18 protein-coding genes are annotated in these 26,859 nt (G+C 39.3%); 6 read left to right on the plus strand and 12 right to left on the minus strand.

Annotated elements, in window-relative coordinates:
* Positions 1-2: 2 nt before the first annotated feature.
* From MS6x_RS07960 to MS6x_RS07995, 8 genes are all read right to left on the minus strand, one after another.
* Entirely contained in the window at positions 3-1,928 is a 1,926-nt protein-coding gene (locus MS6x_RS07960) for an ulvan lysase-like protein (RefSeq protein ID WP_482606679.1), read from the minus strand.
* Positions 1,929-1,986: 58 nt separating this feature from the next.
* The gene (locus MS6x_RS07965; protein WP_482606680.1) at positions 1,987-3,084 is read right to left on the minus strand and encodes a glycoside hydrolase family 88/105 protein; all 1,098 of its coding nucleotides are present in this window, start codon (positions 3,082-3,084) and stop codon (positions 1,987-1,989) included.
* Positions 3,085-3,569: 485 nt separating this feature from the next.
* Positions 3,570-4,928 carry a sulfatase family protein gene (locus MS6x_RS07970; protein ID WP_482606682.1) on the minus strand — a complete coding sequence of 453 codons (1,359 nt, stop codon included), beginning with the start codon at positions 4,926-4,928 and terminating at the stop codon, positions 3,570-3,572.
* Positions 4,929-5,207: 279 nt separating this feature from the next.
* The gene (locus tag MS6x_RS07975) at positions 5,208-6,152 is read right to left on the minus strand and encodes an amidohydrolase family protein (protein WP_482606684.1); all 945 of its coding nucleotides are present in this window, start codon (positions 6,150-6,152) and stop codon (positions 5,208-5,210) included.
* A 236-nt stretch (positions 6,153-6,388) separates the two neighbouring features.
* Positions 6,389-7,486: a 6-bladed beta-propeller gene (locus MS6x_RS07980; protein ID WP_482606685.1), complete on the minus strand. Its 1,098-nt coding sequence runs from the start codon at positions 7,484-7,486 to the stop codon at positions 6,389-6,391.
* A gap of 46 nt (positions 7,487-7,532) precedes the next feature.
* Positions 7,533-8,984, minus strand: coding sequence for a DUF1501 domain-containing protein (locus MS6x_RS07985; protein ID WP_482606687.1), 1,452 nt, complete (start codon positions 8,982-8,984; stop codon positions 7,533-7,535).
* Between the two features lie 46 nt (positions 8,985-9,030).
* Positions 9,031-11,865, minus strand: coding sequence for a DUF1549 domain-containing protein (locus MS6x_RS07990; RefSeq protein WP_482606689.1), 2,835 nt, complete (start codon positions 11,863-11,865; stop codon positions 9,031-9,033).
* Between the two features lie 138 nt (positions 11,866-12,003).
* The gene (locus tag MS6x_RS07995; RefSeq protein ID WP_482606690.1) at positions 12,004-14,772 is read right to left on the minus strand and encodes a family 78 glycoside hydrolase catalytic domain; all 2,769 of its coding nucleotides are present in this window, start codon (positions 14,770-14,772) and stop codon (positions 12,004-12,006) included.
* Between the two features lie 216 nt (positions 14,773-14,988).
* Between MS6x_RS07995 and MS6x_RS08000 the strand changes: the two genes are divergently transcribed.
* From MS6x_RS08000 to MS6x_RS08010, 3 genes are all read left to right on the plus strand, one after another.
* Positions 14,989-16,743, plus strand: coding sequence for an alpha-L-rhamnosidase-related protein (locus tag MS6x_RS08000; protein WP_482606692.1), 1,755 nt, complete (start codon positions 14,989-14,991; stop codon positions 16,741-16,743).
* A gap of 207 nt (positions 16,744-16,950) precedes the next feature.
* Positions 16,951-18,396, plus strand: coding sequence for a sulfatase family protein (locus MS6x_RS08005; protein WP_482606693.1), 1,446 nt, complete (start codon positions 16,951-16,953; stop codon positions 18,394-18,396).
* A gap of 501 nt (positions 18,397-18,897) precedes the next feature.
* Positions 18,898-20,112, plus strand: coding sequence for a phage integrase SAM-like domain-containing protein (locus MS6x_RS08010; RefSeq protein ID WP_482606695.1), 1,215 nt, complete (start codon positions 18,898-18,900; stop codon positions 20,110-20,112).
* Between the two features lie 229 nt (positions 20,113-20,341).
* Here the strand turns inward: MS6x_RS08010 and MS6x_RS08015 are convergent, their stop codons facing one another.
* The 4 genes from MS6x_RS08015 to MS6x_RS08030 form a co-directional block, all read right to left on the minus strand.
* Positions 20,342-22,627, minus strand: coding sequence for a relaxase/mobilization nuclease domain-containing protein (locus tag MS6x_RS08015; RefSeq protein WP_482606697.1), 2,286 nt, complete (start codon positions 22,625-22,627; stop codon positions 20,342-20,344).
* Entirely contained in the window at positions 22,624-23,013 is a 390-nt protein-coding gene (locus MS6x_RS08020; protein WP_482606699.1) for a hypothetical protein, read from the minus strand. The genes MS6x_RS08015 and MS6x_RS08020 overlap by 4 nt, the downstream gene beginning before the upstream one ends.
* Positions 23,014-23,589: 576 nt before the next feature.
* The gene (locus MS6x_RS08025) at positions 23,590-23,865 is read right to left on the minus strand and encodes a helix-turn-helix domain-containing protein (RefSeq protein ID WP_482606701.1); all 276 of its coding nucleotides are present in this window, start codon (positions 23,863-23,865) and stop codon (positions 23,590-23,592) included.
* Positions 23,866-24,107: 242 nt separating this feature from the next.
* A complete protein-coding gene (locus MS6x_RS08030) occupies positions 24,108-24,485 on the minus strand; it encodes a hypothetical protein (RefSeq protein ID WP_482606703.1) in 378 nt (125 codons plus the stop codon).
* Positions 24,486-24,576: 91 nt separating this feature from the next.
* Here MS6x_RS08030 and xerA point away from each other — a divergent pair, with 91 nt between their 5' ends.
* The 3 genes from xerA (at position 24,577) to MS6x_RS08045 (ending at position 26,677) form a co-directional block, all read left to right on the plus strand.
* Positions 24,577-25,707: a site-specific tyrosine recombinase/integron integrase gene (gene xerA / locus MS6x_RS08035; protein WP_482606705.1), complete on the plus strand. Its 1,131-nt coding sequence runs from the start codon at positions 24,577-24,579 to the stop codon at positions 25,705-25,707.
* Between the two features lie 111 nt (positions 25,708-25,818).
* Entirely contained in the window at positions 25,819-26,232 is a 414-nt protein-coding gene (locus MS6x_RS08040; protein ID WP_482606707.1) for a DUF6157 family protein, read from the plus strand.
* A 19-nt stretch (positions 26,233-26,251) separates the two neighbouring features.
* A complete protein-coding gene (locus MS6x_RS08045; RefSeq protein ID WP_482606709.1) occupies positions 26,252-26,677 on the plus strand; it encodes a putative quinol monooxygenase in 426 nt (141 codons plus the stop codon).
* Positions 26,678-26,859 lie beyond the last annotated feature (182 nt).

Consider the following 26,859-nt stretch of genomic DNA (forward strand, 5'->3'; position numbering starts at 1 on the left):
TATCATGAAATTGTAATGCTGATGGTCACCTCATGACTATCCTTTTCAAAATAAGCCATTATGGGCACAGCTTCTACCCCGGGAACCATATTAAAAGTTCTGCTCCGTGGCATATCCTTAATCTTAATAGGTACGCTTGCCTTAATCAAGACTACACCTTCTGGTTTTTGAATAGACATTTCATTTACATTGACTTGGTTTACTGTTTCGCCCGTAGGTGAAATGATAGGAAGAACAAAGGCCGTCCGTTCCTTAATATCTTGCGTGGTCTTGGCCGTAATCTGGATTTTTTCGGCTGTAGAAGTATAGGTAATATCAAAGTCAGATGCGGTATTTTTAACCACTTCCCTAGCTTCGTTCTTGAGTTGAGCCTCAGCGGTTACTTCTATTTTTCCCTCGTTGTCGGAAGAATTGAAAGTAGCTGCTAAATCAAACAAGTTTGTATACCAAACATCGTCTTTATAGGTTTCAATGCGTGGGGTCAGGGCAATATCCTCGCCTGGTGCAACTTGCTGATTATAGATTTCGCCTAGCTTATAAACCGCCATACTTGCAGCGCAAAGCAGTCCAACTTTAGTATGATATAATAATGAAAGTGAACCACCAGTTGCCTGACGGTAATCATCTTCAATTCGATATTCGGCATCGTAAGCCGAGATGGTACCTCTCCAATCTCCCCGTGCAAAAAGTGCCGTATCAATTTCTTTATAATAGGTAATCCCATCGGCTATGGCCCTAGGCAAAGGTGTTGTTGTGTTCACTTCTGGAAGATTATCCCAATGTTCCAATAAGCCTGCCAAGGGTTTTACATGTTCAAAAGTATGATGAATACAGGGTTTGATTCCATGAGAAACGTAATGCGGTCCGCCATGCAATAGACCATTGGCAGTGCAACGTTTCAGTAATTCTGTATTCCGAACCGCAGCGGTACCGAAAGCAGGGTTTCGATCAGCCATCATAACCAGTGCAGGTTGACTGCCGTCACAGGTGCGACTTCCCCAATAACTCCACTTGAACATTCGGGTGCCCCAACCATTGTCCCAGCCACCATCTGGCAGCATAAACTCCAGATGTGTGTTCAATGATTTCATCACTAACTGTAACAAGTCCTCATCATTTTCCTGCAAACCGTATAATACCAAACTGTTGAGTGTTTCTTCAACATTATATCCAAGATCTATTCCAGGTAATCCTTTGGGACTTAGCTTATGCGCGGTTGGCTTGATTTCCCCAAACAAAAAGGTGTTGGTTTCGGTAAAGTATGCTTTAATGTCAGAAGCCAATTTTTTGCTTCGTTTTAAGTATTTAGGTTCATTCAACACCCTTCCGAGTAAATTAAATACATAAATACAGGATGCCCCATAATTTACATTTGTAGTATCTATGGCATCAAATTTAATATAGGTGAACTCGGCAGCTTTTCGTAAACGTACCATCCATCTTTCGCGACGTTCATCTTCCAATAAATCTCCATGATATTTTAAAGCTTCTGCTAGGGAGACTGCACCAAAAGCGGTAATTCCGTCCCACGAGTTGGGCTTAAGTTCGTTGGTCCAAGCTCCGTCTGGTCTGGTAACGTTCTCACTCCATTCAAAAACGGCGATACCCGCGTCCAGATATTTTTGTTCACCGGTCGCTTTGGCCATATATAGAAATGGATAAACAGCATCAAAACAGCGTGTATGAACCGTATCGCAAGCCGGACAAGTTAACATGCCATGTACTTTAGGATTAGAAGGTTCAATTACCTGAACCTTTATCATACCATCGCACCAATCTTTTAATAATTCCTCCGTCAAATTTTTAAACTCCAAGGAATGTACTGGAACGGTTTTGTTATCCCCACAAGAATTCAACAACGTAGTTACAGGCAATGTTACACCTAAAGTTGTAAGGGTTGAGAGTTGAATAAATTCCTTTCTTTTCATTTACTTGGTTTAATACATAGTTTAAGTGAAAACAATCTGTTAAAACATCGTTTTATTTTCATTGAACCATTTTATATATCTCCGATCCTGCGCTTAAAAATGCTCCGGTGCCGTATACTTCGGTCCTATCGATACTAGCATCACCGGGTTCGGCACCAATAGGCTGCACATATCCCAACATGCCATTTTCATTCACATAACTGGCCATGGCTCTCCAACCCGTTTCAACCGCGTTGGTGTATTTTGCTCCTTTTAATATTCCATTATTGATTCCCCAGGCCAAACCATATACAAAGAAGGAAGATCCGCTCGTTTCTGGAGTAGGATAAAATTCCTGGCCCAATAAACTCATTGCCCAATGTCCTTTTGGTGTCTGAAGTTCGATAAGTCGTTCACTCATTTTTTTGAAGAGATCCAAAAAATAATCATATTCCTTAGTTCCTGGTTTCAATTCGGATATTATATCCGCCAAACCTGCATATACCCATCCATTTCCACGTCCCCAGAAAATTTTCGTTCCATTATCCAACTTCGATTTAAACCGTTCGTCTCGATAAAACAGATGCTCCTCTTTGTCAAATAGGAAATCAGTAGTAGCTTTATATTCCTCGAACATGAAGTCTAGGTATTTTTGGTCACCTGTAATATTCGAAAGCTTTGCCCAAACAGGAGGAGACATGAACAGCGCATCGCACCAATTCCAGCGGTCTTGATGATAGGGCGTGTCCCAGTTCAATTTTGTGTTGGCCGGATGATGTATTATAAAATCAAACTGCTTAATGGTAGGGGCCAAGATTTCTTTTTCACCATACTTGCGATATAGTTCGGCATACATGCGACCTACCGCATGATCATCTGCATGATATTTTCGTTCATGTAGTTGCCATTCATTTTGTCTGCCAATACCCTTAAGCCAATTATAATAGGTGTCGTCATCTGCCATTTTGGCCCACTTGACCATGCCCACATAAAGGGCTGCTTTTGTCCAATGCAGGGGGTGGTGGTGCTTATCGCGGCTATATTGGTCATTGATGTGTAAGATCTGCCAATCCGCAACTTTTTTCATGGTACTTTTTACTTCTTTTGGATTTATGGTCTGTCCAAAACAACAAGTAGATGAAACTATTAAAATGAGTACTAATGCGTATTTTTTCATGAAAGGTATTTTGGTTTGATTAATCCCTTTCATCTCCTCATTAAAAAATAGAAAACCAAGGGTAAACCAAGTATAGCAGTGTTTCCATAAAAAAGTATCCTGTACTATACTGTTTCCTATACTATTTTTCTTATTTCAAAGAAACCTTAACAGCATGGGCAAGGGCAACATAAAAATCTTTCAAAAAATCAATGGTACTAATTGAGAATAATCAGAATCCTTAAAGATTTTGTCAATGGGACAGATTGATGTCCCTATACACAGAAACGATAGAATTATAAGTACATTTAATACCTTCCAAAACTCTCAACTTTAAATTTTTTTTACAGGTAACACATACATCTATCAATGAAAACCATACATTGTGTATCCATTATATAATTTACAAAACAATTTTTGTTCTATTCAAAAAATCGGTCAGGCCAGAATCATGATATTTAGCAGAATAACTAAAAACATACTGGACTTTTTCATTGTCCGTATGCTTAATTCACCTGTATTCCATTCCATTCCTTTTCAATACGATTCATTAAATCTTCCACAATTTCAGGATGTTCTACGGCCAAGTCTACCTCTTCAAATGGATCTTTATAAATATCGAATAACTGAGTTTGTTCGTTCGGCCTGTTTTTTTCATTGGGAACGATAAGCTTATATGGTTCGGTTATCGCTATTCTATATTTTAGACTTTCATCAACAGTATTGAAATCGTGCGTATATATTTCCCCAAAAATAGCCTTTCGCTTTTGAAGCTGATTTTCGTTCAATACATTAATTCCATCAAGTTCTTCCGGGATTGCCATTCCTAATAAATCCAAAACCGTGGGTATCATATCTAGGCTGCTGACTAGGGATTGCTCATCCAGTTTAGGCGTTATTTTTCCCTTCCATTTAAACATAATTGGAGTCCGTAATCCGTAATCATATGGCGATTGTTTTGAAATTGGATCGTAGCTAGGATTGTCCTCGTTTTGAACCCAGCCATTATCACACACGTAAACGAACAAGGTATTTTCGGTTTGTCCTTTCTCTTCGATGTAATCCACTAATTGCCCACAAGTAATATCAAACCATTCGCACATAGCCCAATATTTGGCTATTTGTTCTGTTGGCGCTTTGGGTAGGTATTTCTGCAAAAGACTGTCGGGCGGATTATGGGGCGCATGCGGTAAAAAGGGTGCGTACCACATAAAAAATGGCTTTTTCTTCTCCAAGGCCAAATCGATATAGCTGTTGAGGGTATCCATTCCTTTCCGGCCAATTCCCAGACCATAATCACCGTGCCTACCACCTCTTTCCGGGTCGCCATGTGTCATCCCATCGTCGAATCCACCATTTTTATGGTTGCCCAACCACCATTTTCCGGTTTGAAAAGAGAGGTATCCCTTTTCTTTAAGCATTTTTGGAAGCGTATTCAATTTTTTGAAGTTTTCTATAACAGAAGCATAGTTTTGTGCTCTCCAAGGTGTCTCCCATGCCGGTTTTCCATTTTTATCATCACCCGGTAATACCCGATCATTTGCTAGGACCATATGGTCTCTGGGATAAACCCCGGTAATGATAGATGCCAACGATGGTGCACACAATGATGTGGGTACATAGCCATGGGTAAACGTAGCACTCTCCTTGGCTAGTTTATCAATATTGGGTGTCTCTATGTGTTCATGTCCCATAAAACCATAATCGGTCCATGCCTGATCATCGGAAAGTATAAAGACGATGTTCGGCAAGGTTTCTTTGGTTTCCACGATAGACCCTCCTTTGGTTTCTTGCTTGGTGTCTTTGCAAGAAATATAACAACCTGCTATCAAAGCAATCAACACCACTACTGTTCTGTTTTTCATACCAACTTAATTAATAATCTAGTTCTATTTTTAACTATTGATTTTTATTACATCTATTTCCTTTTAACTAACCGTCTTTTATAGCCAAACAATAGAGATAGCACATCGGTGGTTGAAGCTAAAAAAATTATTTTCTCCTAAAAAAAGCTAGCCTACAATCGAGCTACCTGGTTTAATACCCAGGATTCTGCGTCATGTTCGGATTTAACGGGATATGGATTGGAAAAGTAGAAATAGTTTAATTTTAATCATTTTCAACAATAGTTCCGATTTGAACAATCATTTTTTTATTTCCAATCCAAAAGCTTTTATCCCATTATCGGTATAAAATTGCTGTGGAGTCATCACTTCTTTTTTCTCAAGATAGTCATCGTAAACCTTTACTAAATCTGCGTACGAACCGCCCATTTCCGAAAGGGTCCAGTTACTTCCAAAAAGAACACGATCTGGCCCTAAAACATCTACCACCTGGTCTATAAATGGTCTATAAAACTCGGAACTGACCGGTGCGGGGGATTTGCCAGAAAGGGTATATAGCATAGATATTTTAACATAAATATTAGGTAAAGCGGCTAGTTTTTTAAGTCGCTCCTTCCAACTTGCTGGAACAATTTCATCATTCTTAAATTTTCCCCCAGCCATATGGTCAATAATAATAGTCATATTCGGATACTTTCGCGCTATTTTCTCAATCGCTACTATTGGCCCAATATTTTCCTGAAGCTCCAGTACCAATTTTCTTTTGGCCAGTTCTCCTAAGAGGTCTATAACCTTGTCATCGGAAAGGTCGATCGTTTTGCTTGGACGAATGCGAATCCCTCGGAATTTTTCGTTTTGAGAGAGACGTTTCAAATCCTCTAAGTAATATTTATCACGGGGATCCAAGTTTCCTATAAAGGCAAGCATATTCTCCGATTGGTTTACAATATCCATAACCCAATAGTTGTCCTCCCTTCGTTTACTGGCTTCCACGACCACGGCATACGCTACACCAGTAGGCGATGCAACCTCCAGAAATTCAGGTGCTAAATGCGGATGGTAAATCTTCTTATGTTTTATTGAATCCAGAAACACACTACTGCCTACGCGATTGGTATCGTACAAATGAATATGAGTGTCAATACGGAATGTGTTTTGCTGCTTCTCTTGCTTCGCATGAAGCACAAAACATAAGGAAAAAAGTAAGTAAAAGGTTTGCGTGGCGGTTCGTTTTAGTATTGGCATTGTTCTTCCTCTTTTTTTATCTGTATATTCATTTAATTCGTTGTAGCTTTTAGGCTGATTATTCTTAGCCTATAGCACAAGCTTGCTCCAAAACACATTACATTAAACTTCCGTACGAACTCTTTCAATTAAAGTTGGGGATTTTTCCTGCTGATTTTATGATTGGTAACAGTTTCAATTGTGTAAATGAATAAAACGCACTAAATAAACCATCAGATTACACCTAAAAACTAGGTTCAAACCCGCTCTAACTTCACGGGATAAGTCTTATTGGCGTTCCATTGACAGACATACATATTCTCATCATCATCGATACAAACATCGTGACAATGGTTGAAAATAGCTTCTTGCTGCAGCATTCTTTGCAATTGCCCCTTCTTGTATTCCGGGGATGTTCCGCCAGGGTTTGAAACGACCTTGTTGTTTGCATCTAAAATGGTTACAAAACCTGAATTGGGATTGGTACGGGTAGGGTGCGTATCCATATTTCCTTCCTCAAAATCGACTTTTGAAGACCAACATACACCAGCAAATAAGTTCTGCCCATGAATCACAGGACGACAGACAAAAGCACCGGGAAGTGAAATTTCTTCCACATATTTGCCATCTAAGGTGAAACGTTTAAAACAATTACTCGCCCGAGAGGTAATCATTAAAGAAGGATTGTTTTTATCCCTTTCATCGATACAGACCCCATGCGCGGTCTGGAACTGGTCGTTAGCCGTACCACGTCCGTTACCTATTTTGCGAATGAATTCTCCTTCTTTGCTAAACTGAAGTATGTATTGCGACCCGTATCCATCTGCAATATAAATATCGCCGTTAGGTGCTATCGCGGTTTCCGTTGGTTTGAATGCATCTTCTTTTTGGTAAGCACCGTATTCAGATGGATGCCCGATCATCATCAATTCCCTACCGTCCAAGGTTGTCTTTAGCATGGCGCCATCTGTATCGCAGATAAAAAGAAAATCTTCTTCTCCATCATTCCAAAGGGAAAGCCCGTGGCCGCCTTTGTACCGAATACCCCAATTATCCAGTAGCTTCCCTGACTTGTCATAAATCAAAATGTTATTATGGATATCATCGCCCACCATAATTAATCTTCCTTGAGAATCCATCACCATTTCATGGCAATTTTTTACTGGGGTTTTAGTTGGGTCTAGGTTTCCCCATTCCTTATGGACTTTATATTTAAAATCGCCATGACCAATGATTTCATCAGATAATTTAGGTTTGGCACTATTAATATTAAAATGGGGTACGACGAAAATACCAGCTGTTGCCTTTGCTGTAGTACCTATAAATGTTCTGCGACTGGTTTTGGTTGTCTTCATGACTTGAATGAAATTTAATACTGTTCTTCTTTTGTTGATTATTGGGCTAAGTCGTTTTGGTCATTGGCTTACCAAACAAATCCAGAATAGGTTCTCCGTGCCCATCAGGTGTGGTATAAAATGGTCTTCCTTCTATGGTATATTGCGTTTCAGGGTGCATGCCCAAAGCATGATATATCGTTTGGTGCACTTGGTCAATCACTACAGGGTTTTCTATAGACGAGCATGGCCGTTCATCCGCCGTTTTTCCATAGACCAATCCTTTTTCAATACCGCCGCCCCACATGAGAATAGAACTACCGTCTGTAAAATGGCGGTGCATACCATAGAATTTTTCGTCTTCTATAATATCTGGTTGGTTCACCTGGTCTTTAACTGTTTCGCCGGGTCTACCTTCCATAATCGCATCACGACTGAATTCGCTGGCCAAGATGACCAAGGTTCTATCGAGATGGCCGCTTTCGTCCAAATCTTTAATTAATTGAGCAACGGGCCTATCAATCAATTCCTTCATTTTCTTAGCCCTCTTATGGCCGTTTTCGTGAGTATCCCAACCCAAAAAAGGTTCGTATTCTGTGGAAACACTAATGAATCGCCCTCCGTTTTGGGCTAGTCTTTTGGCCAATAAACAGCCAAGTCCAAAGCGACCTGTATTATAGGTATCGTAAACTTCTTTTGGTTCTTCTCCCAAGTCAAATACTTTTGCTTCAGGGGAATTCAACAACCGGTAGGACTGTTCCATAGAACGCATTAGCGATTCTCTTTGATAATCGCTTCCTTCTTCCATGACCTTGCTTTTGTTGGCCAGCTCCTTATACAATTTGTACCGAGCCTCAAAGCGCTTCATTGACATCCCTTGAGGTGGACGAACACTTTCCAGTCCGCCAGATGGGTCTGGAATCAAAAAAGGTCCAAATTCTGTGCCTAAGAACCCAGCTGAGTGAAAGGCTTTTAGTTCTTCGGCCTCCCCAACCGTAAACCGTTGTCCCATAGATATAAAAGGCGGGATAACAGGATTGGCCGGACCCAATTCCTTTGCAATCCAAGCACCGAGATGTGGCGCCTGAACCGATTGTGGTGGTTCATAACATGTATGCCAATGGTATTGATGGCGGGTATGTAAAATGTGCCCCAAGTCGGCGGATTTATAGGAACGTATGATTGCTCCTTTATCCATAACACTACCTATATTCTCTAGTCCTTCGGAAAAATCGAGTCCATCAACTATGGTAGGTTTTTTAGGGAAGGTGCTGAGTATTCTTTTACTTTCCACTCCTTTCTCATACGGGACATAGGCTTTGGGGTCAAAAGTTTCTGTATGTGCCATACCACCGGCCATCCAAAGTAAAATAACGGTATCTGCTGTTGAGGGAATCTTAGGTTGCGAGGTAGAACACGAACTCAAAAAACTAGCCAATGGAATTGTCGTCGCAGAAGCCGCTAAACTTGCCGCTGTCATTTTTTTAATAAATTCCCTACGTGTGTTTTCTTTTTCCATCGCTCTTCATTTTTTAATCAAACTATAATCCTATGCTCTTTCTTGCCTAGTCGATAAATTGAAATTCTGGTAAAATCAAAGTAGACCAGAAAACATCTTGTACAGCTTCAAGTTCAGGTTTGTCGCCTAATACCGCTAGCAAAATTTCCTCTTCTTTTTCAGAAGGTTTTCTACCCAATGATTTTTCATATAATCGCTCTATGATTTTTTGACTATTGTTATTATAACGTTCCATCCATCGTATAGCTCCATCCTCTAAAACCCCATTAAAAAATTCACCATTGGTTAGTTCCAAGGCTTGCAAAAGGGTAGCCTGTTCATCTCTTGAAGTCGTCACATTTTCGCGACTTGGCCTTCCTAATGCTTTCATAAAAGGATGTTGTTTTACGAGACTGGCCCTGGCGAAGGCACCGTTTTGATCTTCAAAAGTATAGTCTATCAATCGGCCCCAATTTGAAGTGCCATAATTTTGCACTTTACCCCAAGCCGTATCATTATAGTCCAAAGAAGTCCAGTCTTCCTCCGGTGCAGCGGCGGTGCTTTGCCAAGTGGTATCGGAATCTATTTGCATTGTTGCCCCTGACTTAAATTGTAGGTGCATGGAAAAAAGAATTCCTGCCGGATTGGCTATACTTCCCTCATTCATTCCTTCTATGGCAATTTGGTTTTTTCCTGGTTTTAAAAACTCTGTAACATTTAATTTACCCACTTTTTTCCAATCGGAACCTTCTGCTACTTTTGTTCCGTTGAGGTAAAGCATATAGGAATGGTCCACCGAAATCAACACGTTTGCTGCTTGTACGGATATATCTGGAATAGTGAATGATTTTCGGAAATAGCGTTTTCCCGGTTCAGGCAAAACGCGTCGGTCGAATTGTATTTCTGGATACCAAATGCGATTCGTTGATAGTTTATCATCACCAGAACTATATTCTACCGTATGATACACAGGCGAAATGACCTGACTAACGGCATCGGAAAATTGTTCGGCACTTAATCTTCGTAAAACTGGCCCATGAAATACATAATCCACCTTCAACTCTTCTTGCCTAGCATGCTTCTCCGTAGGTAATTGGTAGGCCCTAGACATCATAATCCGTTTAATAAGATGTTTTAGGTCATACCCAGACTCAATAAAATCGGAAGCCAACCAATCGAGCAGATCTGCATTCCAAGGTGTATTGTCCATTTCGTCTAGCGGTACAACAATACCCCTCCCCATCAAACGGTCCCAAAATCTATTGGTAATCGTGCGGTACAAACGGCCGTTTTCCCGTTTTACCATCACTTGAGCTAAATTATACAAGCGTTCTTGAACGGTTTCTCCTTCCACACTACCCAATTCCGGATAAAGGAAATTAACCGTCGCCATTTTACCCAAGGGTTTGTCACATCGATTCAATTCCAAGACGGAATCTGCAAAAATTGACGCAAAACCATAGGACTGTTCCAAAGTAAGGTTGCTCACAAAACTGTTATGGCAAGAGGCACATTTTACATTAACGCCCATTAGCGACTGTCCAATATTTTGTGCCGCCTGCATTTCGGTTTGCTGACTTGAATTTACAACTCCCCGCCATTGGATGCCTTTGATAAAACCTTCAGAACCTTTCACAGGGTTTACCAATTCTTTCACCATTTGGTCGTAGGATTTGTTTTGTTCCAGCGCTTTATAAAGCCAATCGGTAATCTGTTTTCTTCCGCCCGTAATAAACCCGGTACCGCTATAATCGTTGCGCAACAGGTCGTTCCAAAAACTTAGCCAATGTTGGGTATAATTATGAGTGTCAGATAGCAAGGTATCGATAAGCTGTTCTCTTTTTTCGGGATTCGAATCATTGTTAAAAGCTGTTATAGCATCCGGTTCCGGTAGGAGACCGATAATATCCAAATAAGCGCGTCTTATAAAAATACGGTCATCAACAACCTCTGACCAATCCACATCTTTATCATTGAAATAGGCATCTATTATTTTATCTACAGGATGTTTTTCTTCAGATATGGGCAGTTCAGGAATGGTAAGTGCCAATTCCGCCTCGGGAAATATCTTCAACGCTTGGTCAGACCAATGTGCCCCATTTTGAATCCATAATTTAACCAGCTCTATTTCACTTTTCTTAAGTGTTTTTCCTTTTTTGGGCATAACGCCCTCCTCATTGGGAGAAAGTGTAATGCGTCTAAACAATTCACTTTTCTCAAGTTTCCCGGGAACAACTGCAAGGCCAGATTCACCGCCTTTGAAGACCCCTTCTTTCGTTTCAAGCACCAGCTCGCCCTTTGATTTGTTCACACTATGACATTGGTAGCAGTTATGGGCAAAAATAGCCCGTACCTCCAAATTCAAACGGTCTTGTTGGGTTTCTGTAATAGCATCGGATTTTTTCAATTCGGCAAGCAATGCAAGGCCTTTCGCATTGTCATAAACTTCTGTGTTTCCTGGTAAGACGCTAATCAGATAATCTTCTCCGTGGGTAAGTGTTGCGCCGAGGTGACCAGCAATACTCAGTAAGACTACCGTTACTGTAAGTCCAGCCCTATACGCCTTAAAATCAGTTAATTTCCCTTTCAGCGTGGCTCTAAGAATGAAAACTGTAATAGTCGCCAATACGGCAGTTGCGATACCCGTATATTGATGGTTGTCTACCAAATCTCCGGTATAGTCTTCTTTCGTGCGAAGCAACCAACCGAATAGTGCAGAAAAAATTGCGAAAATCGCACCGAGATATACGATTAAATGAGTGCCGTCGCGCAGTCCTTTTCGTTTTGCGCCAAGGGTCAATACTTCCATGAATAATGCAACTACCAATAAGCCAATGGGAAAATGCACTAGCAAGGGGTGAAAGCGCCCTAAGAGTTGTACTATCCAATCAAAATCATCCATTTGTTATATTGTTCTGTAAATTGACCAGTTTTATATTACCAAAAAGTTTGTTTTTTCCTTAAAAACAAACTTTAAAATAATCATTTTTTAATTGGGTTTAGCGGAGCAAACCCAAGATTGCCTTTTAAAATTGAGAAATCACATTGCCGGTTTAACATTAAAAGAATAGGTTCCTGAACCAATTTCAAGAACAGTCTCTTTTTCGTTGAATTCCAAAATGGTAATTGAAGGGGTTTTTGAAATGCTTTTATTCCCTTCTCGAATATCCACAACTTTTCCTGTTGGGATATGTACTTTCGCTTTTGTGTTTACTGGAATTTCAACATTCATAACTACCTTATTTCCTTTCCAATTCCATGCAGCGGCTATAGTTCCGTTAATACTTTTATAACTGCCATTAATAAAATCCATTTCCTTACTGATTGCCGGTTTTATAAGGATATTCCTATATCCCGAATCTTCGGTATCGATTCCGACTGCATGTTGAAACATCCATTCCGCAACGGAGCCAAACGCATAATGACTAAATGAATTCATAGCGGCATTGATATCGGAATTGGCCGCATCATCCTTTGTATAGCTATTCCAACGTTCCCAGATAGAAGTACTTCCGTTTTCCACGGAATAGCCCCAACTTGGATACTCGGTCTGTTGAAATATTTTATATGAAATATCATCATACCCATATTTAGATAAGGCCAACATAACATGCTTCGTTCCAAGGAAACCTGTTGCGAATTTGAATCCGTTGTTCTCTATTTTTTCAGCCAACCGAGCCGCTCCTTTTTTTGCCAAATCCGTGGGAAATAAGTCAAAATACAACGCTAGTGCGTAGGTTGTTTGTGTGTCTTCCGAAGTGCGACCATCGGCTAAAATATATTTTTCGGCAAAGGCTTTTTTAATATTTTCAAATAACGTTCTATACTTGTCAGCGTCCTTAGTTTTCCCTAAAGCCTTGGCCATTTCTGCCATGAGTTTTGCATCGTAACCGTAAAAGGAAGCGCCTATAAAATCGTGACTGGTTTCTTCATTAACCGCAAGCCAATCGCCCCAATTATTCCCCCCACCGGGTCGTAAATAATCGGTGCTGGCATCTGCTTGAAAGTCCATGAACTTTTCCATGCCTTCATACATGTATTCCAAAACACGGGTATCATTATAGACCTTGTACATGTTATAGGGAATAATAATTCCTGCATCCATCCAAGCCGGAGCGTATTGATTGGGTCTTGAGTATGGAAAGGGTGCAAAGTTCGGGTAGGCACCGTACCACCGTTGCGCATCGTCTAAATCAATCAAAAATTTGGTCATAAAGGCGGCTACATCCGAATTATAGGACGCCGACCGCATATATACCTGTGCATCACCCGTCCACCCCAATCGCTCATCACGCTGTGGACAATCGGTGGGAATTTCAAAAAAATTCGCACTTTGTGTTGTCTTAATATTTTCAAATAAGGTATTGTTCATCGGATTGGATGCGCTAAACGTGCTGGCATCCGTTTCAATGGAACTCAAAACAATTCCAGTAATGGCATCCAAAGTGGGTTTACCAGGATACCCAGTAACTTCTACATATTGAAAACCATGATACGTGAATTTTGGCTGCCAAGTTTCCTCGCCCTCCCCTTTCAAAATATACGCATCGGTCGCTCTTGCTTTCCGAAGGTTTTCGGTCTGTATTTGACCATCGTTTTTTAAGATTTCTCCGAACCGAAGTTGAACTCTTGTTCCCTTTGGCCCCTTAACTTTCAATTCTGCAATACCTGCAATGTTCTTCCCGAGATTAAAAACATATGTACCGGGACTTGGCTCAGTCATGGCAATAGGTTTTAACACCTCTGTATTCTTTACTTTGGTTCCTGGGTGTGCTTCTACTTTTCCATTGGGATGCGTATATATTTTGGGGCTCTTCCATTCGCTGTCATCATAATTAGGGGCATCCCAACCTAAATTTTCCAATCGGGCGTCATAAGTTTCACCCATAATAATATCCGCTTCGCGAATTGCTCCCTCATTTGATTTCCAAGAACGGTCAGACGCTATGATTTCTGTACTGCCATCTTCATAATCGATTTGTAGTTGACCCATAAAAGATGGATTCACCCCGTAAAATTCCCGTACCTTGTCCAAACGTACCAACAGCGCATAACCCACGTAACCTGCGTACCATCCGTCGGCAATAATTGCTCCTATTACGTTCTCGCCTTCCTTCAAACGCTCGGTAATATCAAAAGTTTGATAATACAATCGTTTGTTGTAGTCCGTCCATCCTGGTAGAAAATAATCGTCCCCCACTTTTTTTCCGTTCAAACGCAATTCATAAAGCCCTAAGGCTGTCGTGTAGACTGTCGCCTTTTTTATTTTTTTATTTAATGTAAACGATTTTCTTAGATATCTAGCTGGGGGCAAGTATAAACTGTCGTATTTATCGGCTTTATTATAGCCCACGTCGTGGCCGATAAAAATTCCTTCCCAGTTTGAAAAATTTAGGAGCCCCATTGACCAATATGCAGGTATACTCCATTCAGATGCATTCCCAGATTCGTCCCACACTTTTGTTTTCCAATAGTATTTTGTATCCGATTCTAAAGAACTTCCTTCGTATTCTATTTGATTGGTAGCGTTGGAATTGACTTTGCCACTATCCCAAATATCACCTTGATTAGTAGTAAGTTTTTCTTCGGAGGAAGCCACAATAATTTGATAGGCGGATTGCGACCTATTTCGTCCTTCGCCCTTTAACGTCCAGCTAAATCTTGGTTTTTCAATATCAATACCTTGTGGGTTTTCGAGATATTCCACTCTAGTTTCATGTATAGAAAGAGCTTTTAAATCAATATTTTGCGATTGGGAGTTAGCAACCGCAAATAAGGAAATAAAAGAAAGAATCAGCTTGGACTTCATATGAATACTAAATTTTAATATTGCTAAAAGCAAGGTAATGGGCTTAGCGTCCAAAAGTATCCTGTACTATATGGTTTTAGAGTGTGATTCCTATTTTAAGCCATTGACGATTTTTACTACAGTACTGTGCAGGACACTTAAACATACCTTATCCGTTACTTTTATAAAAAATACAACTTCTTTGATGCTGTTTTAAAAATAGAATCACGCTACCGTATGAAAAAAATCTTTGTCGTTATATGTGTACTACTATTTGCAAGTAGGTCTTACGCACAATTACCTCCAGCTTTCGGAGATGACTTTGTAGATAAGTCAACTACTTCTGAAATGATCAAAACATATCTTACACCACAGCGAATTGTTTGGCAGTCCGATGATTCGGGAACCGCCATTCAAAATCCTGAAACACTTTTAGAAAAAGGAAACGGACAAGTAGCGGTAAACGATGAAAATCTTTTTCGGTTTGTAAGTTCTGCGGATACAAAGCCAGGAATTCTATTAGATTATGGCAAAGAGATTCAAGGTGGTGTAAAGATTTCAATGGGTATTCGAAAAAGTAAAACACCTTTGAAATTGCGACTCCGTTTTGGGGAATCGGTCGGTGAAGCCATGTCCGATATAGGAGGGAAGCAAAATGCGACCAATGAGCATTCATTACGTGATTTTATAATTGAAGTTCCCTGGCTAGGTAGTGTTGAAGTTGGCGAGACCGGGTTTCGTTTTCTGCGTGTTGACGTGGTGGAAGCTGATGAAGATGCGCCGATAAAATCCATCGATGCCGCCTTTGTGTATCGCGATATTCCCTATTTAGGTAGTTTTGAAAGCAATGACGAACGCCTTAATGAAATTTGGATGACAGGAGCCTATACCGTACATCTCAATATGCAAAATTATTTATGGGACGGTATTAAAAGGGACCGCTTGGTATGGGTAGGTGATATGCATCCAGAGGTGATGACTATTAATACCGTTTTTGGAAACCATGATATTGTAAGTAAAAGTCTTGACCTAGCGCGTGACCAACATCCTTTGCCACAATGGATGAACGGAATTAGTTCCTATTCGATGTGGTGGTTGCTCATTCATAAGAATATTTATGATTACCATGGAGACTTCGAGTACTTGAAAGAACAGGAAACCTATATGATTGCCCTGTTGGACCGACTGAGCACTTTTATCGATAAGGATAACAAGGAAATCTTGGACGGAAATCGTTTCTTGGATTGGCCTACTAGTGAAATTCCAGAGGCGGTTCACGCCGGCTTACAAGCCATGATGGTCATGACCTTTGAAGCGGGTGCCGATATGATGGCCACGCTCGGTAAGAATGACTTGCAAAACAAGTATGTAAAAACAGCTAAACGACTAAAAAAACACAAACCTAAAGACAACACCACCAAACAAGCGGCCGCCTTGATGGCCTTGGCCGATTTGATGGATGCCGAAAAGGCCAACAAAGAAGTTTTGACCAAAGATGGCGTGCAACGCATGTCTACTTTTTACGGGTATTACATTCTAGAAGCGATGGCCAAGGCAAAGGATTATGATGGGGGACTTCGGGTGATTCGGGATTATTGGGGCGGTATGCTCGATTTGGGCGCCACTACTTTTTGGGAAGATTTTGATGTACTCGATGTCGCCAATAGCGGTCGCATTGATGAGCTGATTCCCGCTACCAACTTTGATATTCATGGGGATTTCGGGGAATATTGTTACGTAGGCTATCGGCATAGTCTATGCCATGGCTGGGCAAGTGGTCCCACGTCTTGGTTAAGCCAGCACGTTTTAGGTATTCATGTTACTGATGGGGGGAATAAGGTTAAGATTCAACCAAATCTTGGTGACCTCGAATGGGCAAAAGGAAGCTTTCCTACCAAATACGGTGTATTGAAAGTCAGTCACCAAAAAAATTCCGATGGTACTATAAAAACAGAAGTAGAAGCTCCCGAAGGGTTGATAATCATCAACTAATAGATGAATATTACATTTGAAAACTGATTATTCTATTCCTTCTGACTTTAGAGAAGTACGTAAAAAATAGACGGCATTTGTACATACCGACATGTATAAAACGATAGATTAACAAGAGCGCTCTCATCAGAACGGACTTAAATGGCATTCCTGTTTCTAGAAATATTAAAAAATTCAAATTAATAAAGAGAACCTCAATACCGGCATATGACCCAATTTAAGAAAGTACTAGTATTTAGTGGTATCCTTAGTCTACTTATGGCTTGTAATACCAAAAAAGAAAAAGATATAGTGGCAGTAGAAAAAACGCCTCCAAATGTTTTGATTCTATTGACCGATCAATGGCGAGCGCAGGCAACAGGTTATGCTGGCGACCCAAATGTGAACACTCCTAATCTGGATGACTTAGCAGCTAAGAGTGTTAACTTTCAAAATGCTGTTTCCGGTATGCCGGTGTGTTCGCCTTTTAGGGCGTCACTTTTAACAGGCCAACGTCCTTTAACTCACGGAGTTTTCATGAACGATGTACAATTGGATACCAATGCCATAACTATGGCGAAGATATTCGCAAAAGAAGGCTATGAAACGGGCTATATTGGAAAGTGGCACTTAGATGGCCATGGCAGATTACAGAATGTTGCGCCTGGTCAGCGAAGACAAGGTTTTGACTACTGGAAAGGGAACGAATGCACCCATAATTACAATGAATCGGTCTATTATGACAATGACGATCCAGCAAGAAAAATCTGGAAAGGTTACGATACTTTTGAACAGACCGATGCTGCTATAGATTATATAAAAGACAAAAAAACTTCTAAAAATCCTTTCTTAATGGTAGTATCTTACGGTACTCCCCATGCACCATACCATACTGCTCCAGAAGAATATCGAAATCGGTTTGACCCAGACAAAATCATCCTAAGGGATAATGTTCCAGACCATATGAAAGAGCAGGCCAAGAAAGACCTTGCAGGCTACTACGCCCATATTGCGGCCTTAGACGATATGATAGGAAAGGTCATAGGGAATCTTAAGGAAACCGGTCAATTCGATAACACGATTATCGTTTTCACAGCTGACCATGGAGACCTTTTAGGTTCTCATGGAGCCTATAAAAAACAACAGCCCTATGAAGAATCGGCTCGTGTTCCTATGTTATATTACCTACCAGAAGAACTTAAAATAGCTGCAGGAGTAAAAGATGCGTTGATGAATTCTGAGGATATATTACCGACTATCCTAGGGTTATGTAACATAACAATTCCGGAGACTGTTGAAGGTATCAACTACCGTCCTTATTTGGAGGGAAAAGAGCAAGTAGGTGATGCTACGCTCTTAACTTGTGTGCAACCTTTTGGTCAATGGAACAGAATTAAGCATGGAGGACGAGAATATAGGGCTATAAAAACAAAACAGTATACCTATGCTAGGGATTTGAACGGTCCATGGTTGTTGTTTGATAATATAAACGACCCCTTTCAAAAAAGCAATCTTATAGGAACCGATGAATTCATAACGCTACAAGATGATATGGAAAAACTATTGACTTCACGTTTAAAAGAAACTGGAGATGAGTTTTTACCTGGTATGGCGTACATCGAAAAATGGGGTTATCCGGTTGATGAGACGGGTACTGTGCCCTATACTCATTGATTTCTGACCACTATCCGTTTATCTTCTCAAGAATAAATTATCTTCAAGTAAACGTAAAAATAATTATCAACAAAAGCTTTCATATCTTAAAAACCATACGCGATTTGCATACTTTATTCTAATTCATTTCAAATATAGTGACTGTTCATTCTCTATTGGTTAAGTAAAACACTATTGTCCTTAACAAGATTGATACGCTTTCACTTTTTCAAAAGCCGTTTAAAAGAAATTGTTTTTTCTTTGTTGTACCTCAAATAAAAAAGCCGAGACATAAATCTCGGCTTTCACTTTAAGTACTCGAGGCGGGAATCGAACCCGCACTCCGAAGAACTGGATTTTGAATTCAGAGTGTTTTGGTTTCATTTATACTTAAATAGCTTATTATTAGATATTTAAGTATTTTCAAAAATCATTATAAGCCATATAAAACCATTTAAAACCACCATTTGTTGTACCTATGTTGTACCTAGAATTCGTATCTTTAGTATAAATATCATGGGTATGTCATCAAGTATAAAGGTAACACTTCGCAAGAAAGCGAACAAACAAGGTCTTTACCCCTTAGTGGTTCGTATTACTAAAAACAGGAAAACGACCTATTTGTATACGGGACATTATATTGATATTAAATATTGGGATGCGGACAATCGCGAGGTTCGGAAATCCCATCCGAATTCGAAACGCCTCAATAATCTTCTAATAAATAAGTTAGCGGAAGCAAACCAAACTCTGATTGACTTACAGACGCATAAAAATGATATTTCTTCAAAACAGATAAAAAAAGAAATTGCCGCTCCACTTTCCAAAACAAGTTTTAAGGAAATGGCCGATAAATACTTATCTGATCTAGAAAAAACAAATAAATTACAGCGATTATCTTCCGACAAAGCAAGGGTCGGTCATTTTGTAAAGTTTGTTGATAACGATGATTTAAGTTTTCAAGAAATTGACGAAGCGCTATTGCGTAAATTTTCGCTTTTTTTAAAAACCACCCGAAAGGTATCCCAACGTTCTGTCATCAACAACCTGATTGTAATTAGAACTCTTTATAATCAAGCTATACGCTTAGGGATTGTTGACCGAAAATTATATCCCTTCGGAGCGGATAAAATACGTATCAAATTCCCTGAAACCGAAAAAATAGGGCTAACCAAAGAGGAAATTCAAACAATTGAAGTGTTAGAGGGCTTATCTGAACAGCAATCTCACGCACGAAATGTTTGGCTCTTTAGTTTTTATCTCGCAGGAATGCGTGTTGGAGATGTGCTTAAAATCGAATGGAGCGATATTTATGATGGTCGTTTGCATTATCGCATGGGGAAAAACGAAAAATTATTATCCTTTAAATTACCGGAAAAAATCATATCGATTTTAAATCTTTATAAAAAATCAAAGCAATCTGACGGGGATTTCGTTTTCCCCGAAATGAAAAATGCCAATTTGAAAATTCCAAAAGATGTTTTCAATAAAGTCAAAACGGCGAACAAGAAATTCAATAAATATCTTGAACAAATTGCTGAAAAGGCAGAAATAGACAAAAAGCTGACCATGCACATTGCACGACATAGTTTTGGTAATATTTCAGGTGATAAAATCCCGATTCAGATGCTGCAAAAGCTATATCGCCATTCTTCTGTGACTACTACTATAAACTATCAAGCCAATTTCATGCATAAGGAGACGGATGATGCTTTAGAAAAGGTTATTAACTTTTAAAAAACTCAAATCCATTCTCGGAACAATTTCCGTCCTCCCCCAAATCTTACCATGACTTACCTACGCGTGGATCCTGCGGAGTTTCTTTAGCGTTCCGACAGATAAGCGTAAAGAAGAAACTCCGTAGGGCGCAACCGAACCTTGGCTCGGTACAGCATACTTTTTCTCTCCCTAGCCACAAAAAAGCACCCATGGGTGCCAAATTCTTTGATAAATTCCTATGTTTGATTTACATCGATAAGCCCCTACCCTTATATTTCGAGTAATCGGTCAATTCATCCTTAAAGCCGTTGAAAACTTCTTCCCCTCCAGGGCCTTTGCTTCCCAACAGATTGCCCAGAGCATAAATGCCTTTCCGAAGGAGGCGCACCTGTTTTATATCCATCTGTTTTTTGGAAATAGTATTTAGGGCTTCCTTAAACCCGTTTTCCATATGGTGTTCCAACAGCTGTAAAGGAAGATAGGGTCTGACTCCGTCCAATATGAACAAATAAGCAGCCTTAGTATATTGTCCTCGCTCTATCAAATATGCAGACCAAAGATTCTTCAAATTATCCTGCCTGTGGGTTTTGATATCCTTCAAGGTTTTTGTTTGGCTATCCAAAACCTTATTTATATCGCCCGATGATTCCAGATAGGTCTGTGTTTTTGGTGGGAGCGGAACTTGTATGGGATACTTGGAATATATCGAACCGATATACAGCCTTTCTTCACTTCTTTCAAAATAAAACCCTTTGGCATTGAAAAACTTGATATAATCTCTTGGGGATTTTTCAAAGGATAGCTGCATGCGCTCTGCATATTTATGATAGGCCTTCAGGCTAAGGCATTCAAATTTTTCCCTGTAAGGTTGGGCCATGACGTCATATAGGTTAGGGAACATCAATGGCAGGAATATCGAGGTCGGGTTTAGACCGATTTCTTTTTCGGTCTTCTCGTTCAAAAGTCCATCCAATACTTTTTCGTTCTCCCTGACAAAGAACGGGGATGCATAAAAGTCGATTCGTTCCGGCAATCGTAGTTGGCCCAAATCCATTTTGACCGAATGCCGATTGGAATTCACGTAACTGATAACGCCTCTGCTATATTTAATTCCAAGGCTTGGCAAAAGCTCGAAAGGGATTACCTCTTGCCTTGTTGTATTGAACAGTTGTTTGTCGATTGACTTTTTTACTACGTCGGCCTTTATCTTCAATTCCCGTTCTTCCCGCATCAGTTCGGTGCCATACATCTTATGTTTTACAATGTCGAATTGCGCTCGTATCAATTTGCCCAGCTCTCGGTTGTCGGTGTGCAGGTATTTCCTTAGAAACCGGAACCGTTCAGATTGGGCCATTTCGGCTGCTATAGCCTTTATTGGAATCCTATGGATATGTTCCGAGAAAAGGAGCTTGCTTCTAGAACTTTGATAGGTGCTTCTGTAGGCTTCCTTAATGCAGCGTTGAAGTTCCAATTGTAGCTTTTCGCTTTCCGCGTACATCTGGGTAAATCCGCTTTCGAACAGTTCTGGGTTTTGAAGGACTCCTATATCATTTGCTATCTCCCCGCTCTTGAGTACATAGCCCGATTTGTCATAAATTGTAAAATCCAAGGCTTTTCCTTTTTCATCATAGTCGACCTTGCAATCCAGTTTTTGATGGGATTCCAGAATATCGGGCAGATGTTCGGGGTTTATCGTTTTGAAAAGTCCGTAAGTGGTTTGCAGTTGTTTCTCCAACCGTTTTTTGACCATCGGCAACAGTTTCGAGCTTTGGTTCTGCTCGAAGACCTTTTGCAGTTTTGGACCGCTCAATTGTGGATGGACGGTATAACCGTTTATGAACCTTGACTTGTAGCCATCTTTTACGGCGATACCATAGGATACTCCTACTCTGCCATTTCGTTCGGTCGTCTTTAGCTCAATATGATGTTTTTTGAGGTGTTCGGCAAGTTCCTCAAAACTTCGCACCTTGAATTTCTGCAAGGTGTTATTAACGATGTCCTGCAAATAGAATCTGATTCCGTTGATGTCCTGGTTTCTGAACTTGGGCATTTCGTATTTCGGGAGATCCTTGGTCTGTTTTGTCTCGGGAGATGGGGAAAGCCCGAACTCTTTTTCAAGATATTTCTGTGTTGCTATGCTCCTTCTTATATCATTGGAGAGGTTTATCTGCAAGCAGTCTTCTTTGATGGTGGTCGATACGATATGAACGTGCTCGTGTTTGGTATCATGATGGCGTACCACGACAAAAGGCTGTTCGCCATAGCCCATGTGTTCCATGTACTTTTTAGAGAGTTCGAAAAAATCCCTGTCGCTTAAGTGTTCGCCACGGGGAAGGTTAAGGGAAGCGTGTAGGTAGCGTTTTTCAGAATCGTGCCGATTGCCCAAATGGTAGAGTACCCTGCCAAAAAACTCCGTGTTGGTATCGGTATCGGAATAGGTATTTTGAAAACCGAGTATGGTACTTTCCGTTTTACCCAATACATACTTCAGCACGCCCTGCACGCTTTTCCGGTAAAGCACCCTTGCTATCATTTTTGGTTTTTGGTGTTGATCGTTTCTATCAGTTCGAGCATCAGTTCACTGGCTCTTCGTATCTCCCGTTCAAGGTTCGAATTCGGGCTTCGCATGTTCTTGTAATTGGCCACCTTGACCAGTTGGTTGATGTTGTTTCCTATCTTGTTTATCTGATAACTGAGGTTGCAGATACCATCGGGAATACGTTTTTCCTTGACCGTTTCTTTGTTCAAAATAAGCTTTCTCAAGAATGGGCCGACCGTCCCCCTTTTCCTAAAATCGAGATTATAGGATTGCAGGATGGACTTTACTTTTTTCAGTTCCGTGCCATTGAACCTGAGCGTTATGGCATGCTCCCTTTTCTTGTCTCCGAGACGTTTTCTCCCTCCTTTATTGCTAGCCATTTTTTAACTCGATTTTTATCAGTTTTTACTTCGTCAGAAGTAGGCGTTTTGCGGTGCGCGAAACATAACTTGCTATCCACCAACGTGGATAAAAATAATATATCAAATCGAATTATAATAGTCTAATAATCATTATTTTAAGTCGTAAAACCATCTAAGACCAATAGAGACCATATAAGACCAATTGACTAATTTATATGGTCCAAAATGGTGTCAAAAAAATTATGGAATTTGGGAAATCTCCAAAAAAAATTTGTGGGTAGGGAAAGGAAAAGGCAAGCGCCTTTTTTGCCGCTTGGGTTTTTGTGCGGTTCCGAGGGGGTTCGAAAATCTGGAACGGAAAGGCCCCGAATGCGAACCGGCGAAGCGGTTCGCTCGGGAAGTCTTGGAGTGGAGGATTTTTGAACTTCCGCAGGGACTAGGCCGAACAAATCGATATCCAAATTAAAAGATTTATGATACTATTTTTAATTCAATATAAACCCCGTTTTTTAGGATTTATCTTCCAATGAAACTTAGTAGAAAAAAATAAGGATTGAAGATTTCTTACCTCGGTTGTAACAGGAAGAAACGGTTTTAATTAAAAGGCTCCAGCACATGTGCTTCAAGATAATCGTTTATGGATTCGCGGTCGTAAACGATATGTTTTCTTTCGGGCTGTGAAAACCTAATCTTGCCCTCGTCCCGTAATTTTTGTAAAGTGGTGGCCGATTTTATTCTCAACAGCTGCATCGCTTCTTTTTTGTCCATCCATTTATCCCGAATATCCTTTTCCATTTTGGATTCAACATACTTGAACACCCTATCCAATAGGGTGTAAAAAGCTTTTTCTTCTATGCAGATAACATTCATAGATGTCAATATAGCAAATGATTTCTGGTCTTTCCAAACTTGAAAACACATGACAATAGATTAAATCAGTTTGCTCGGAAATTGCAATTAATCTCAGGAATTTCAAACGAAAGGAGAAGAGTTGGGCTCTTCTTTTTTGAATGATGGACTAGATTTATAACCTGGTTCAAAATCACAATCAGAAGCTACTTTTATGTGTTTTTTACAAATCAAATTTATGAGAGAGATTTTTTTCTAAAATTCTAATTCATATACTCTTGCCATGTAACCAGAACATATTTCTCTTTTCCATTTTCGTCCTTTTTTAAAAACCCATATTCATAAACAAATAGATACACCTCTGCTTTTTGGTTTTTCCAATAATGAGTAAAGAAGTTTGGGTCAAATCCTAATTCCAATAAAACTTTGGCTCTTATTGTTACTTTACCTCCTTTGTTATATTCCTTTAGAATTTTGCGGTTCAATTTTAATTGGTTGTCAACTTTGTTGTAAAATCGTTCTGGATTTTGTTTTTCCATTTTATACTGATACCTGCTTTTACAATGTGTGTCACAAAATTTCTTATCAGTTCTACCCTCCAGTTCTTTGCCACAATGGAAACATTTTTTATGGATTCTCATAACTCCCATTTTAATTAATAATTATACGTATCCTATTCGTATAAGATACGTTTAAATCAATAGTATCCTTTAAATTGCTTAAAAATGAGCAATGGAAAAAGGTAGAAGCGTTACATTAAAACATCTTTTAATTAAAGAAAAACGCTACATAGGCTTACAATTCAACTCGGATAAAGTTATTCATGCTCTTGTCAAACAGCTGCCAGATGTAAAATGGAGTAACAGTTTTAACATGGCCTACATTTTGAACACTAAACAAAATCTTGATCAGATATTCAAAACCTTTAATGGCGTTGTTTGGGTTGATTGCAATCACTTTTTTGATAAAAGCATCACAAAAAAAAATAATGAGCCTATAGATATTACATGGTTTAGAAAAAGGCAACTTCCTGCTACTTATCGTGTTTGCCCTACCAGTTATTTAGATAAGCTAGAATTGAGGAAATATGCCAACAATACCGTAAAAACATATGTAACTTCCTTTGAAACATTTATTAATTATTACAATACCAAAGATTTGATATCCATTAATGAAAGTGATGTTAGAGATTATATCTTAAAACTAATTCAAGAAGATAAATCCAATGCTTACATAAATTCTGCTATTAACAGTATTAAGTTTTACTATGAATCAGTTCTTGGTATGCCTAATAGGTTTTATGAGATAGAAAGACCAAGGAAAGAAAAAAAATTACCAAAAGTACTTTCAAAAGAAGATGTTCTCAGTATTATTGCTCATACCAATAACCTAAAGCACAAATGTATTGTAAGTCTTTTATATTCCTCTGGAATACGCAGAAATGAATTAGTAAATTTAAAAATTACCGATATTGATAGTAAAAGAATGTTGATAAGGATTGAAGCGGCAAAAGGTAATAAAGATCGCTATACATTGCTTTCAGATTCATTGTTGAAAGATTTGCGAGAATACTATAAACAATATAAACCGGAAAAATATATCGTTGAGGGTTTATACGGCAAGCAATATTCAGGTCAAAGTATTGGGAAAGTAGTAAGTAACGCAGCAGAAAAAGCAGGTATTAAGGTCCCTGTTACCCCACATATGCTAAGACATAGTTTTGCCACACATCTACTGGAAGCAGGTGTAGATATAAGACAAATTCAGGTTTTATTGGGTCATAGCTCTAGCAAGACAACTGAAATATACACGCATGTTGCCACAACAACTTTTAAAAAAATTAAAAATCCTCTTGATTTTTAGAAATTTATAAAAGATATATATAACATATGTTATATATCTTCTATATTGGAGGTATATAGAACATATGTTCTATATACAATTGTTACCTGCAAGCTAGAAAAAACGCACGGAATGAAAGAACATACAACAAATTACATAAATACTTTTATTGAAGTGGCACTAGATTGTCCTGTCGATAAAGGAACAGAACCGCCCGAAAGAAAAGGAAAAAAATCCATTGCCAATTATCAATTTGACTTACTAAAAGCGAATCCCTATAAATTCACTTCAGATGATGTTTTTTTTAAGGTGTTTGCAATCAGAAACGATTTGACCAAAGAAGAATTGACTTTGGAACGAGAAAAGTTTTTCTCAAAAGGAAAACCTTGTTTCAGAGCTTCGCCCTTGACCAAAAAGTATGGTTGGGGAATTCATTCTGATAGCGAAAGTAAGATAGCAATGTTCGCAATGGAATCAGAGGAATACGAACAACTTACAAAACGAAAGGATTTAAAAGTTGTAAAGGCTATGAAATCAAAAAAATAACCAACAAAAAGAAATTGAAATGAAAAAAGGAACTATAACTTTAATCTTTTGTCTGACTTTGCTCTGCTTTTCAAAAATTAACGCACAAGAAACAGAAAAACAAACAGAACCGAATAGCGAGAAAATGGAAAACCCAACTAAATATGCCTTGCACGGAAAACTTGTGGCACAACAAGGAAAAGGAAACGATTTAGCTGATATCCTTCTCAAAGCCTCATCATTAATGAAATCTGCGAAAGGTTGTCATTTATATGTTGTTGGCATAAACCAAGATTTCCCTGACGAAATCTGGATTACCGAAATTTGGGAAACCAAAGAAGACCACGACAATTCATTGAATGTGCTTGGAGTTAGGGAACTGATTGGAAAAGCTATACCAATTTTGAACGGAAGTCCCGAAAAAGGACAGGAATGGAACATATTGGGAGGAACAGGAATCGAATAAAGCCAGCAGGTAACAACGTATATAGCTCATAGCTAATTAGTTACTTTATCAAAGTTAAGGCATATTTGGAAAGTCGCCAAATTTTTAAATTTGACGATTTCCAATAAAAAAGATAAAAAGTAAAATTTAAAAATCTGGCTTGTGCTCAACCGAAAATAATTTTCTAATTTGCATGCTACGAG

The sequence above is a fragment of the Maribacter sp. MS6 genome, assembly GCF_056839185.1.